The organism is Pseudomonas sp. WS 5010, assembly GCF_012985565.1.
In the GTDB taxonomy this organism is placed as follows: domain Bacteria; phylum Pseudomonadota; class Gammaproteobacteria; order Pseudomonadales; family Pseudomonadaceae; genus Aquipseudomonas.
The window spans coordinates 484,717-496,832 of the sequence record NZ_JAAQWQ010000001.1 but is presented as its reverse complement, the minus strand read 5'-3'; the positions used below and the strand labels follow the sequence as shown (position 1 = coordinate 496,832).

Annotated in this window: 13 protein-coding genes; all 13 read right to left on the bottom strand. The window is 56.6% G+C overall.

The window, feature by feature from the left end; translation table 11 throughout:
• Positions 1 to 910: 910 nt before the first annotated feature.
• The 13 genes from HBO11_RS02405 to HBO11_RS02345 all read right to left on the bottom strand — a co-directional run bounded on the left by HBO11_RS02405 (position 911) and on the right by HBO11_RS02345 (position 12,115).
• Positions 911 to 1,291 (bottom strand): DUF4354 family protein, encoded by a 381-nt coding sequence (locus tag HBO11_RS02405; RefSeq protein ID WP_170058768.1) that lies wholly within the window; start codon positions 1,289 to 1,291, stop codon positions 911 to 913.
• A gap of 42 nt (positions 1,292 to 1,333) precedes the next feature.
• A complete protein-coding gene (locus HBO11_RS02400) occupies positions 1,334 to 1,810 on the bottom strand; it encodes a DUF3757 domain-containing protein (RefSeq protein ID WP_170058767.1) in 477 nt (158 codons plus the stop codon).
• A 119-nt stretch (positions 1,811 to 1,929) separates the two neighbouring features.
• Positions 1,930 to 2,451, bottom strand: a complete 522-nt coding sequence (locus HBO11_RS02395; RefSeq protein ID WP_170058766.1) for a lysis system i-spanin subunit Rz — start codon at positions 2,449 to 2,451, stop codon at positions 1,930 to 1,932.
• Complete coding sequence (locus tag HBO11_RS02390; RefSeq protein WP_170058765.1) at positions 2,451 to 2,876, bottom strand: cell wall hydrolase; 426 nt, start codon at positions 2,874 to 2,876, stop codon at positions 2,451 to 2,453. Before HBO11_RS02390 ends, HBO11_RS02395 begins: the two co-directional genes overlap by 1 nt.
• 61 nt (positions 2,877 to 2,937) lie before the next feature.
• Positions 2,938 to 3,486: a tail fiber assembly protein gene (locus HBO11_RS02385; protein WP_170058764.1), complete on the bottom strand. Its 549-nt coding sequence runs from the start codon at positions 3,484 to 3,486 to the stop codon at positions 2,938 to 2,940.
• A gap of 2 nt (positions 3,487 to 3,488) precedes the next feature.
• Entirely contained in the window at positions 3,489 to 3,923 is a 435-nt protein-coding gene (locus tag HBO11_RS02380; RefSeq protein WP_170058763.1) for a hypothetical protein, read from the bottom strand.
• Between the two features lie 361 nt (positions 3,924 to 4,284).
• Positions 4,285 to 5,010, bottom strand: coding sequence for a hypothetical protein (locus tag HBO11_RS02375; protein ID WP_169872498.1), 726 nt, complete (start codon positions 5,008 to 5,010; stop codon positions 4,285 to 4,287).
• A gap of 1 nt (position 5,011) precedes the next feature.
• Positions 5,012 to 5,407 carry a hypothetical protein gene (locus HBO11_RS02370; RefSeq protein ID WP_170058762.1) on the bottom strand — a complete coding sequence of 132 codons (396 nt, stop codon included), beginning with the start codon at positions 5,405 to 5,407 and terminating at the stop codon, positions 5,012 to 5,014.
• Positions 5,408 to 5,437: 30 nt separating this feature from the next.
• Positions 5,438 to 9,310: a DUF1983 domain-containing protein gene (locus HBO11_RS02365; RefSeq protein ID WP_170058761.1), complete on the bottom strand. Its 3,873-nt coding sequence runs from the start codon at positions 9,308 to 9,310 to the stop codon at positions 5,438 to 5,440.
• A gap of 59 nt (positions 9,311 to 9,369) precedes the next feature.
• Entirely contained in the window at positions 9,370 to 9,963 is a 594-nt protein-coding gene (locus HBO11_RS02360; RefSeq protein WP_170058760.1) for a tail assembly protein, read from the bottom strand.
• A gap of 55 nt (positions 9,964 to 10,018) precedes the next feature.
• Positions 10,019 to 10,441 (bottom strand): hypothetical protein, encoded by a 423-nt coding sequence (locus tag HBO11_RS02355; RefSeq protein ID WP_170058759.1) that lies wholly within the window; start codon positions 10,439 to 10,441, stop codon positions 10,019 to 10,021.
• A gap of 19 nt (positions 10,442 to 10,460) precedes the next feature.
• Positions 10,461 to 11,267, bottom strand: a complete 807-nt coding sequence (locus HBO11_RS02350; protein ID WP_170058758.1) for a DUF6694 family lipoprotein — start codon at positions 11,265 to 11,267, stop codon at positions 10,461 to 10,463.
• A 92-nt stretch (positions 11,268 to 11,359) separates the two neighbouring features.
• Entirely contained in the window at positions 11,360 to 12,115 is a 756-nt protein-coding gene (locus HBO11_RS02345; RefSeq protein ID WP_170058757.1) for a C40 family peptidase, read from the bottom strand.
• Position 12,116: the final 1 nt, after the last annotated feature.

Here is a 12,116-nt window from a genome sequence, read left to right as displayed (position 1 = left end):
ACCATCCAGGCGACGACCAGCAGTACTCCCAGCCCTACAAAATCCTGAGTCATAGCCTTTCCTTGTGCGTGGCTCCTTCCGTGGGGTGCAGCTTAACGCGACATAACCATAACGTATGCATGGCACGCCCGTAGCGCTCAGGCTTTCCACGCGACAGTGATGCAGCAGTATGGGCTTGATCGAAGCGAAGGCCATGTAGTACGTGGCTTTAGCTGGCGCGCCGTCTAAAACCCTGCCGCGATTTGCGGCGCTTTAGGACCAATGAAGCCGGGTTAGCGCCAGGTAGTATTAGACAGAAAAACACCTACCCCGGCGTCCTGCCGACCTAACACCAAACCAAAATCCCCTACAGCTCGTCGCCTCACATCGCACAACCCGCAAACCTCGATTACTGTATGCACACACAGCACTCGGATTAACCCACCATGAACATTGATGAAGACACCTCAGCGAGGCTTGGATGCCTACGCGTAGCGGGTCACGCTTAAAAGCAATAGGGATAGAACTCCATGCGTGGCGTGGCTCACACTATTTGCAAATGGCCAGCGATGATTTGGAATCACAGAGGAATACCGGCCACGAGCATCTTGTCGCGCAACTCGGTCGCCCGTTCGAGGTCCAGCGTGTTATTGAACAAGGGGTTGGGGAGCAACGGAACAGAAAGTGCACTTAAGCCCAGCAGATCGTGGTCGACAAAGGTGGGAGAAAGCCTGCTGAATAAGGTCAGGTGAGAGCAGGTCGGCGAGGCTCTGAACCTGGTCTAACGCGGTCAGATTGATAATGCCGAGCCTGTGAAAGTTCCAATTAAAAAGGGCCTATGTTTGAACATTGGCCCTGTTTACACCAACCACCGGATCGCTCAACCGATCCTTAAACCATCGGCATTAGCCTAAAAGGCTGCTTTTTCAATTTATTTACAATCGTCAGAGATTTTTACCAGGGCCGCTTTGAAGACTGCATCGTTTTTAGAAGCAAACACAGCGATTCCTTTGACAAGCTCTCCTTCTTTCAGCGTGCCTGCGCTCAATTTTTCATCAACCGTATCGAGCTTGAACTCTTTCTTGTCAGGAGAGTAAGCCTTCAGGCAAAGCTTTGATAAATCGATACTATCGCCTGATAATTTTGCCACTGCTACCTCGAAGGTTTTAGTGTAGGCGTCTTTACCTCCAATGGACATTGAACCTTGGGATTGTTCTGTGGCATACACCGCAACATTATCAGGATTGGCGGCGCTTGCAGTAAAGCAGAAACCGGCCAGAGCCGAAGATAAAATAATAGTAAAAGCCTTCATGTTAAGTCCTTCCTGTAGTTTAATCGTCTTGGTTATTGTTCGTTACTTTAAGAAAAAGCCACATGCTCGCTCGCCTTTGTCCGTACACTCCAATATTGTTTTTGATGAAAAATCACCCAATCTCTTCCATGAAGAAGACCTGACAATCCACATGATCTCATCATTTTTATTTCCAGTATTTAGCCTCATTCTCAGGTGTCTTCCCTCCGATGTGGTGTAGATGCAGCTGATTAAAAATCCGCGAGTTTCTGAGTTTTCTTCAGTCAACACAAAAACCGCTTTCTCGAATGCCACTACACTAGCGAGCCCGTCACCGGGCAGCATACCGACCCAATCAACACCTTCCGATTTGGCTGGAGAGATAAACACCCCTCGGTTATTTTTTATGTGCCTCGGGGTAGGGCATGATTCTTCATCACCTGGCCAAGCCGGGATATCAAAGTACTGGCTACTAGCCCCAGCAGGAAAAATCGCAAACAACTGCAAAAAAATAATCCCTCTTAAGACAAAAAGACGCATGAACTAGCCACCTGATAGATTTCAAAGCCTTCTTTTATCAGTCCGCAGATTTTCTCGATGTAGGACTTGTCCGAAACTTCTCGAGAATTTTCCTGTTTTCATCACCTCCAAAAAATCCTCTACCTATTCGTTACAGCCCTGACATACGCCTGACACGCCCGCAGCGCAATCAATCCTTGGTCGCCGGCATCGGTGATGGCGATAATTCGTTGAGCATGCGCTGGGTCAAGTTGGGCTCTACGGGCTGCATGAACCAAGCCGACGGCGCCGGAGGCGGCAGGCACGTTGCAGCCACTGGCTGAATCCGTGGCGTCGAGAAGGACTGACAGCCGCAAATCAGTAGTAGCAAGGCGGTCACGCAGCAGAACCTGGTTGCGTTGAGCATCGGAAAGCTCTCGGGTGTGTTGTTGATCGGAGGTGGCCAGCGTCTGCTCCAGGGCCAGGCGCCTGCCCTGCTCGGCGCTCACCTGTTCGGCGGCGGCCGCGCTGACGGCAGCCAGTTCGCCCTGGTGCAGGCCGGCCTGCTCGGCCAGCATCTTGCCCATGCGCCATTCCTGCACCTGCCAGGTGACGCCGGCGGTGCTGGCCATCAGCACCAGGATCAGCACCACCAGCCCGGCCAACTTCTGGACGGGCGTCATCACGGAACATCCTTGAAAAAGACGTGGTGCCCGAGGCGCAACGTCTGCTTGGCCTTCGCCGCCCAGGCCGGGGCCTTGGGCATTGTGGTTGCATAGTAGTGCGTGGCCCCGCCGGTTGGATCCGGTACCGCGCCGGCCATCACCTGGTCAGCAGCACGCTGGGCCTGGGCGAGCTGCGCGGCCGGGATCGGCTTCGCACCGCTGAGGTAGGCGTAGTTCGGGTCGTTCTGGTTCCAGCAGCTGAACTGCCATGGCTTCAGGCACACACCGGCGTAGCCCTCGCCCCACCAGGACTTGGCCTTGCCGTCGAACACACGGTTGCGGATGGTCCATGCCACGGCTATCTGGCCGGCGAGCCCCTCGCCGCGAGCCTCACCCCACAGCGTGCGCGCCAGGATGTCCCGGTCTTTTTCGGAAGTGGTCATGCTTTTCTCCAGGCAAAAATAAACCCGCTCGATGGCGGGTGTGGTCGACTACGGCGCGATGCTACGGCGCGGCGGGCCAATCAATGGCGAGCGGGTAGCCTTCCTGCTCAGGAACGCGATTCAGGGCCACGCGGTATTTCTTCCAGGCCTTGAGGGTCGCCAACTCTGCCTCGGTCCCTTCGTCGATATCGACGGCGTCCTGAAGTGGCGCGATTGCGTAATCCGCCTCGGCTCGCAGGTGCGCGATCTGGGTCTGTGCAGCCACCACAGGATCAAGCGCCGGCGGCGGCAGCTCTTCCTGTCGGGGAAGATCCGGCACCAGGATGTGCAGCGTGATCATGACCTTCAAATCGTACGGCCCGCCATCTTTGGTCACGGTGACCGTGAGTAGGTCATCTTCAAACGAGATGTTCACCTCGGCGGGATTGTCCGAGGGGTGAAGCCCGTAGCCCCAGCCCTGATCGAGCGGTGGGAATGGGACCATGCCCTGGGTGCCGGTGACGCAATAGACACCCACGTCCTTGCGAAAACAGTTCACATCCGCCCCGCCGAGCGAGACGAAATCGAACTTTTCACCCGCGCCAGTAACGTTAATTGCTGCTCTTGCCATGATCAGATCGCCCTCAGTGTGTTGTCGGCCATGCGGGTGGTGTTGCCGGTGTGGTACATCCGCACCCAGGGAAGGAAGCCGTTGAATGCAGAGCGAAAGAGGAATTGGTTGTCGCCGTTGTAGATCATCATCTGGGCCCCAACTCGCCCTGAGCGCCTTAGGGTTATGCCTGTTGCGTTAATAGACTCTCCGGTACCGCCGGGAAAGATCGCATTACCCGCAATAAAGGCACCTCCAAGTTCATCGTAGGCAGTCGTCCAATCTGAAATCCCTACACAGTCCGCACCAAGGCCAAGGTCTCCATTTTTCAGCACTCGCCCTGGTGTGGTATCCGCATTGCCCACGGTCAGCGCCGCTGTTGCAGCAGTGCCGAGCCCCAGACCTGAGCGCCCTTCAGCCTGATTTCTGCCACCAGTGCCGCCCTTGGCCACCGGCACGACGTTCTCCGTCGATACGCTCCCCAGGCCGCGAGCGTGGCGCCCCACTGCTGAACCATTTGGTTCACGGCATCGGCCAGGGCTTTGGGGTAGCCATTGACGGGCACAATCCCGTACCCGGCGCCGCCAACGGCCGCACCACGGTATGCCGGGGAGATCGACAACGAGGTATCGCTTGCAGGATTGATCACCTGATAGATGCCCTGGTCAGGACCGACAAACATATCCCCCGCACGGCAGTTCGAGAACTTGGTGCCGACGCCCGTTACTGTCGGGCTCCCGTTCTGCACGCTTACAGTCCCTTCTGAAAACCAAGAAGCCATAGGTTTCTCCAGTAGAGTGCCCATATCGGCACTTGAAATTAGTTGTAGTAGCGATCTATTGGAAACTTGCAAACGGGAATACTCAGGCAAAAACCGCTTGAGCCTTGCCAGTAGAACCGTTCTAGATAGTGCCTATTATTAAAGATCTGCAACACCGGAACCCCACCTTCTAAAATTGTGATGCCGGCATATTTTGAGTCGTTTGCAAACCACATTATCCCGCGATCAAGACTCGACACACTTATAAAGTCATCAACATCAACTGTTACATCGCTGTAATAAATATCTACAAAAGACCCTCTGCCAACAGTCCAGTTCTTTGAGAATTTCCCATAGCGAACCACCCTATCACTGGATACAAACATGATCCTATTTTGCGCATCACGCACTTCAAGACCATATTCAGATGAACTGCTTTGATCTGAGTACTTACAAGAAACGAACTCCATTAAGTAATCTTGCAATACGCTGCCGCCCCGAACTGCTGACGTGACATGAAAGCCGGTCCAGTTGCCCGACGATCCTTCAATTGAGGTATACAGCCCGAGGCTGGCGTGTGATGCCGATATCGTCCTCAAAAATATTTGGGGTGGCTCCACGGTGCGAATAGGTTTGGCAAAGGTAAACTGCCCTTTGCCTTCCTTGTCAGTGTAGCGAGACTGGATTCTGAACTGCCCTCGCTCGGAGAACACCAGTACTTTGTACACGCTGCTGATGCTGACAGACCCGTGATCGTTAACAGCTACAAAACCGTAGTCATCCATATCAATTTACCTTGACCACTTCTACGACGCTCTCCACAACATTGCGCGTCCACATCTCGCGGTTTTTCCCGCCACCACCACCGTCCGGCTCGCGGTAATTGATTTGTGTGTAAATCGCAATTCTTGTCCCGCCCAAGTTTGTGTAAGTCGGTAAGCCACCCCAGGTATCAGGGTAACCAGGCTGATCATACGGCGCGTAAGCTTTGGGGGTGATGGTGACAAAGCAGGTGGCGGGGTCATAACCTGGAACATCCATAAGGATGTACTCATAGTTAGAACCGCGTCCGCCACCAGTAGCCGCCGGGACTATCAACACCGCCAACTTCTGGAGGGTGAAATCCTCCATACCTAATGTTTTAACACCGTTAGCGTCAAACACACTTAAACCAAAGTCCATGCCCACACCTCCCCTGCAACTTCAACCCAGTCAAGGTCTTAGATTGCCGGTCATAGTCCGACGCACGTCATTACCGTCATACACAGCAAGGCCGTTGTTATTGAGCAGAATAGATCCGCCAGTACCATCGCCACGAAGTGCGAATGTGCCTGACTTAACGTTGATCTCCAGCAATGGCCGACCTCTGGAGTCGACAGCCTCAGATCGCAGCGTCATGCCCAGGATGATCTCCTGGATAAATGCCTTGTTGATGATTGCTTGGTTCAGTACTACCTGATTACCTTCCACCACGAACATCGGAACAAGTTGACCGCTTACCTCATCCACCACTGCAAATCGCTGAGCAAAGATCAGGAATTCCGCTTGCTCCCCGTCAGAACCAAAAGCAAAACCAGAAGTAACCCTTTTGCCACCCACTATGGTCTGCGCCTTTAGCGTAACCATTGACGAAACACGCCCATCGAGACCTACCAAAGTCTGGTTCACTTGCTGAACCGAGGCGCTGGTCTCGCCGATCTTCGATTGCAGGGTTTCCGTAGTCCTGGCCAACGCCTCGTTCGCAGAGGCCTGGACCTTCTTCTCAACCTCAAAGCTGGCTGTCGACTCCCAGGCCTTGATCGCGCCGGCAAGATCGCCGGAACCATCATCGCCGCGCACCGAAGCCCGCAGCGCCTCATTGCTGGACGCTTGAGACGTGACCTTCCCGTCGAGGTTGGTGACCTTGGTGTCGAGGCCGGTGATTGCCTGGGCGTTGCCGGCCACCTTCCCTTCGGTCAACTCCAGGTCGCTTTTGAGCTGAGTCAGTTGAGTGGCTGCCGTCTGCTTGTTGGTGGCCACCACCTGCTCCAGAACGGTCAGCCCGGACTGGTTCGCACCCACCCGCACCTCCATCGTGGTGAGCTGCCGCGCCAATGCATCGGTTTCCGTGGCCCGGGTGCGCTTCTCAATCCCGAGATCAGCGGTCGATTGCCAGCCTTTCACCGCGTCCGCCAGGTCGCCCGATCCATCATCACCACGGGCGGCCGAGCGCAGCGCTTCAACCGATGTTGCAGTGGCCAACACCTGGCCATCGATCTCCTCGATCATGCTGGTGACCAGCTGAACCTGCTGGGCCAGCGCGTTGGTGGTTTGCAGGATCGTGCCGATATCCTTCCAGTACAGCTGGTTTGGCGGCGCTTCGCCGGCGGGTACCGGGCCAGTCGCCTGGTACAGGTGCCCATCCTTTTGCGTGAATGCGCCAGTGGTGTAGCGCTCATCCGGGTTGTACGGCTCTGCGCCGGTGATCTGGCCCAGCAACCCCTCCAGCTCTGCCTTGGCCTCTTTCAGCCGTTCGTTGACCGAGTCGGGGCCGTCCCCCGAAATCAGGTCGATCTCTTCTCGCAGGCTTGGATACAGCGCGCCCTTGCCGATCTTGTCGGCGAAGTACTTTTCGTACTCGGTCTGGTCCGAGCTGGCCTGGCCATTTACCGCACCAGGGATCGGGAAGAACGGGCCAACGTTGCCGGTCCGGTCCACCAGGCGCGCCCAGAAGAACAGGCTCGCACCCGCCAGCAGGCTGTGCATTTCATGCGTGGCCTGCGGGTAGCTGAAGTCGCTCAGCTTCGCGGCCGTCGTCAAGTCCGGCGACTCGCTGTACCAGACCTCCGTGCGCTGGGTGTCCTCTGCACCTGGTGGAAAGCCCCACTGGATACCGATGCCATAGACCAGGCTGGTGGTGGTCAGGAACGCCACCGCCGGCGGCAGGCCTACCTTACCTTCCAGGTTGGTCAGGTTTGAACTCTTCCAAATCGAAGATATCTCGAATGCACTCACCGAACGCACCCGGGCCAGATAGGCGCCCGAGTAGGTTCCCGTAACGTCCACGCTGGTCGAACCAGTGCGCTGCAGCTTGATCCAGTTGCCGCTGTCCTTGCGCCACTCCACGTCATACGCGACAGCGCCAGCCACGGCAGGCCATGAGATGTTCATGGTGCTGATCGCCAGGCCCTGGTCAACGGAGTAGTTCGACGTGATGTCGACGCTCGCCGGCGCCGGAACGACGGTGATCGGCACAACGCTGATCGGGCGATCTTCAAGGCGCGCGCCGGTGTCGATGTGCGCGAACTTGCTCGGGTCGTACTGAACGGCCGATATCTCGAACACGCCTGGCTCTGGGCGAGCCACACTCACCACCCGATACAGCGGGATGGCCAGGTCGTCAGCATCCAGTGCCCACACCAGCTCAGGCTCCGGCACCACGGAATAAGCAACGGTCACGGTAATCTGCCGGCCGCTGACCAACTGCACGGTGCGCCCCTCGCACTTGCCGTCGGGCAGGTTGAGGATCAATCGGTCACCGGGCTTGGCCTGGGTGTCGCGGTCCAGTTTGATGACTTTGCCATTCACCGCCGAGATGCGTCCGCCCACCGGCCGACCGGCCAGGAGTTCGTCGGCGATCGGGATCACATAGCCAGGCAGCGGGATACGCCCGTCGAGACCAACCTTGAAGGTAACGGCCCGATCCTTGGAGTTCGTCAGCAGCGCCCACTTACCGCGGCGCTGGGCCTCCGACTCGCGATCACATGCAATAGCACTGATTTCAAGCGGGTTATCGCCGTAGCGACGCTGCAGCTTCTGGTCAGTGACAGAAGTGACGTCGGTATCGTGGTTATTCTCACGGTTGTCGTAGCTGACCAGGGCCCGGCTATAGCGGGTACGCTCCGACGCGCTGGAATATGTGAACTTGCCATCAATAACGTTCGCGCGCGTGTAGGCGAAGTCGAAGTCCGTAGCGCGCGGCATATCTGACAGGGTGAAGACCTGGCCCTGGGCCCAGTAAGTCATGCCCCGATAGATCGCCGAGATATCACGTAGCAGCGACCACGCGTCAGCCTTGCTCTGAAGGTTGAGGTTGCAGATAAAGCGCGGCTCCATACCACCCTTCCCATCCGGCACCTGCTGATCGCAATACTGCGAGATGCGGTACAGCTCCCACTTGTCGACCATCCACGGCTTGATGCGGCGACCGAGGCCGAATCGGTCGTTGGTGGTGATGCCGTAGGTGTGCCAGACGGGGTTGTCCGTCCAAGCCTCTTTGAAGGTGCCATCCCACACGCCTGTATAGCTGCGAGAACGCGAGTCGTAGTTGCTTGGAACCTGCCATTTTCGGCCATCACACACGACAGTCACAGCAGGAATGCTGCGGAACTGCTCAGCGGAGAACTCGATGTAAAGTAGCGCGGTATTCGGGTAGCGGATCTTCGCGTCGATCACCTCCGTGAAGCCGGCAATCTGCATCGTGTCGGAGATTTTGTTGTTGTTGTTTTGATTGATCGTCAGTCGCGTGATGCGCATCAGCCAACCGCTGACTGCCTTAGGCAGGTCGATTCGGCGAGTTCGCTCGTACACAGTCGTGGTCTTGCCGTCGACGGCCTCGCTCAGCACCTGCTGGTAGGCGCCGCCGTCGGTGGCCACTTCGACCTTATATTCGATCCGGTAGCCATTGATATTGCCGCTCGCATCCACGGACTGGAGCGCCGGCCAGGCGAAACGTACTCGCACGGCAGAAAGCTGGGTATTGCTGATCGCTCGAACCCAAGGCGTACCGCTGCGCAGCTCGGTGCTGATCGTCGTTTCGTTCTCGATCGACGGGATGCCCTGGATATAAGTCTGGTCCACCGCTCCGGTGCGCCACTCCCACTTCACGTTCGGGAAGTTCATGTTGCCTTGGGGATCCTGCAACGGGGTACCGTCGAGGCGGATGTCGCGATCCGTAGGTGTGCCTTCAAACTCTCCCTCGCCTACAGCAATCAACATCTTTGCAATGGCCACTGAGCGCAGACTGTCCGGGGCCTCGGTTGGGGTTTTAGGCTTTGCTTCGCCACCCTTGGCGCCGCGGATATCAATTTTGCGTACTGCGCCCATGCTTTCCTCCAGGCAATAAAAAGCCGCCTCAAGGGCGGCTGCGGTGCTTCACGTGCGGGCTACATCTGGTCTTCGGCATAGATGGCAGCACTGATGATCGCCCCGCCCCATGGGCGCCTTCCCGCGCATAAAGGCACTGGGTTGCCGGAAGCCGTGGTGTTCTTGGCGCTCCCAAAGGCGTAGCCGGGTGTGTTCTCTGGCGCGGCGCTGGTTTTAAGGCCGCCGGCCTGGGGACTGAGCATCTGAATAACGCCGCCGGCGACAAGGCCAATGCCCGCGCCAATGAGCGGGGTACCGAAAGGCGTGGCGGAGAAGATCACCCCAACTACAATCAGGATCGCACCGACAATTGTTTGGAGAATACCGCGGCGCTTGCTACCCACAACCACTGGCGCAATGCGTATATCCCCGGAACCGCTGTAATTTAGCTCCTTCTCCCCGATGTTGTGCTTGTCGCGAAATACTGCAAACTCAAGCCCGCGTGATTTTGCATTTGACAAAAAACGTTCGAAGCCTGGGATCTGGACGCAAAGCGCCTTAATGGCCTCGGCCGGCGATTTCACCGCGAGCCTGAAGGACTTTCCGAACTGACGGAGTTGACCGTGCAGGCGAATCGTTGTCATAGGTTGATAGTTGATCGCTAATGTCTGCATCACTTTCTCCGGGCAATAAAAAACCGCCCGGAGGCGGCTTCAAAGTTTTCTTGGTTCAGTGGTAATCGACATAAGGGCCAATGTAGAACCCGGCCATATCGCCGCTAATACGGTACAGGCTTTCCTTGCCAGGCTTCACCGTCGCTGCGATGGTTCGAATTGCTGCGCCTGCGCACAGGCCTGAGCCCGCTAGGCCAGCGCCGAGATTGGGCGATCCCGGCGGAAGGTAGAATGTAGCCCGCTGACCTGTACCTATTTTTGCAGCCCTGCGGCCGTCGACATAAACAACAATATCGCAACCAGAACCGACCGCGCCCGAGTCGCGAACCACGGTGATTTTTCCGCTCTCGCCAACAGGTTTAGTCTGGAAGGCATAGACCTCGTCCGACGGAACCGGCTTCGCATCCCGCACCGAAATCGCCGATGAGGCGCACCCCGCCAGCATCGCCACCGCTAACGCCGCTATCAAAATACGCATACTCATCCTCCCCGCCGGATCAGTTTAACGAATACTTTTTCTGCAAGGCTTCTAAGCGCTTCTGATTCGCCTCTGTGAGTCCCTCGGAGCTGTAGAGCGCTTTCTTGTCCGCTCCATCAAGACGGTAAACCTCAACGGTAAACACCGCGTCAGCAGGAGCATCGACTTTACCCCAGTCGCTGTAAGAGTTCGGCCCCAGCACCCAGTCAGCCGTTTCTCCAGGCTCCAGTCCCCCAGGAATTTCATAATTGAAAGTATCAGAGAACCATGGGATTGATCGACCTGGGCTCGCAATGGTTCCTTTGAAATAGGCCCGTGAGATAGCTTGCGCAGTGCCGTTCTTTACAGAAATTTCAATGAATGGTTTTTTCTGCGAAATATATTTTTGGCTCTCCAAGTAGAATCTGGATTTGCTTACTGTGAACGCTTGGAGCTGCGCTTTTGCATTCTCTGCTTCGTTCTTTTTGGAAATCAGTTCCTGTATTTCCGCAAGAGCTTGTTCTTTCTCGCGCTTCTCGCGCTCAAGCCTAACAGCAGAGGCCTGATCCATGATTTGAGCGGCAGTCTTCCCATTCATATCTTGACGAGCTGTGTCCAAAACGCTCTGAGATGTTTGTTTTCCGCTCATAACCCCTGCGAGATCAATACCTTTCATTGAAAGAAAGACCACATCCTGCTTGAACTGCTCTCGTTTTTCCGCAGGAAGAGACTCACTAACAGCGCCTATTGACTTCTTGAACGAGTCTTCGGTCGCCCCATCTATTTTTTTTTCCCCGCACCCCACAAGCAGAGCAATGACGGCACCGAGCAAAACTATCCTTTTCATAACCGTTTCCTTTATGGTTGACCCGGTAGGATAGCAAAAGCACATCACAAGCATCGCCCTGCGAACGACACGTTTGTCATTCGGGATGAGTGCTATCGAGCGTTTACGTGACGCAAAATCAGTCTGGTGCGCTGAGTCCAAGGCCCCCCGTACACAATGATTTCGGATGGCCTGCCGTACATGTGGTGAAGCATGAAAGGCCCGGGGCCGAAGGTGCCCGACTCTTCATCGGGCAGCGTTGGGTCGGTGCCCAGGTAGATCCCAGCATGGTTCGGGTGAACCGTGCGCCCGACCTGCATAACGATCAGATCCCCTCGCTGTGGCCGGTCGACACGTACAAAACCGGCGGCCTCGTAGTTCGCCTCGTACAGGCTGGCGTTCTCCGCACTCTCCCACCAACCATCGGTGCGCTGGAAGGCTTCGAACCCGAGCCCCCATTCCCGCCGGTACCAATCAGCACAGACCTGCCAGCAGTCCCAGGCGCCGTGTACGAACGGACGATTGAGCAGTGGCGTATGGCCGGTCGGCGTGATCGTGCGTAGGTCGCCCTCGGGCCAGCTCAAAATGTGCCAGGGCAAAGCCGTGGCCTCGCACATGGCCAGGTCATGCGGTGACGGCCTGCTGGTAGCGTCCGGGTGCGAGTGGATAATTCCTATCACCTCGCCCAGGTCTTCCGCCGTGGCGTAGTCCTCAGGATCGAGACAAAACTCTTCGTTCGGCTCCGTGGCGATGTTCCGGCACGGGAAGTACTTCTGTGCGCGCCCGACGGCCAGCAGCAATCCGCAGCACTCTTTCGGATACTGGGCCGCCGCGTGCGCCTGGATCGCAGCGATGATGTGCTTGCGCATG

What these genes read in the sequence shown, in the direction of transcription:
- HBO11_RS02405 (WP_170058768.1), bottom strand. Translation starts at nt 1,291, where the DNA reads ATGAAGGCTTTTACTATTATTTTATCTTCGGCTCTGGCCGGTTTCTGC.
- HBO11_RS02400 (WP_170058767.1), bottom strand. Translation starts at nt 1,810, where the DNA reads ATGCGTCTTTTTGTCTTAAGAGGGATTATTTTTTTGCAGTTGTTTGCG.
- HBO11_RS02395 (WP_170058766.1), bottom strand. Translation starts at nt 2,451, where the DNA reads ATGACGCCCGTCCAGAAGTTGGCCGGGCTGGTGGTGCTGATCCTGGTG.
- HBO11_RS02390 (WP_170058765.1), bottom strand. Translation starts at nt 2,876, where the DNA reads ATGACCACTTCCGAAAAAGACCGGGACATCCTGGCGCGCACGCTGTGG.
- HBO11_RS02385 (WP_170058764.1), bottom strand. Translation starts at nt 3,486, where the DNA reads ATGGCAAGAGCAGCAATTAACGTTACTGGCGCGGGTGAAAAGTTCGAT.
- HBO11_RS02375 (WP_169872498.1), bottom strand. Translation starts at nt 5,010, where the DNA reads ATGGATGACTACGGTTTTGTAGCTGTTAACGATCACGGGTCTGTCAGC.
- HBO11_RS02370 (WP_170058762.1), bottom strand. Translation starts at nt 5,407, where the DNA reads ATGGACTTTGGTTTAAGTGTGTTTGACGCTAACGGTGTTAAAACATTA.
- HBO11_RS02365 (WP_170058761.1), bottom strand. Translation starts at nt 9,310, where the DNA reads ATGGGCGCAGTACGCAAAATTGATATCCGCGGCGCCAAGGGTGGCGAA.
- HBO11_RS02360 (WP_170058760.1), bottom strand. Translation starts at nt 9,963, where the DNA reads ATGCAGACATTAGCGATCAACTATCAACCTATGACAACGATTCGCCTG.
- HBO11_RS02355 (WP_170058759.1), bottom strand. Translation starts at nt 10,441, where the DNA reads ATGCGTATTTTGATAGCGGCGTTAGCGGTGGCGATGCTGGCGGGGTGC.
- HBO11_RS02350 (WP_170058758.1), bottom strand. Translation starts at nt 11,267, where the DNA reads ATGAAAAGGATAGTTTTGCTCGGTGCCGTCATTGCTCTGCTTGTGGGG.
- HBO11_RS02345 (WP_170058757.1), bottom strand. Translation starts at nt 12,115, where the DNA reads ATGCGCAAGCACATCATCGCTGCGATCCAGGCGCACGCGGCGGCCCAG.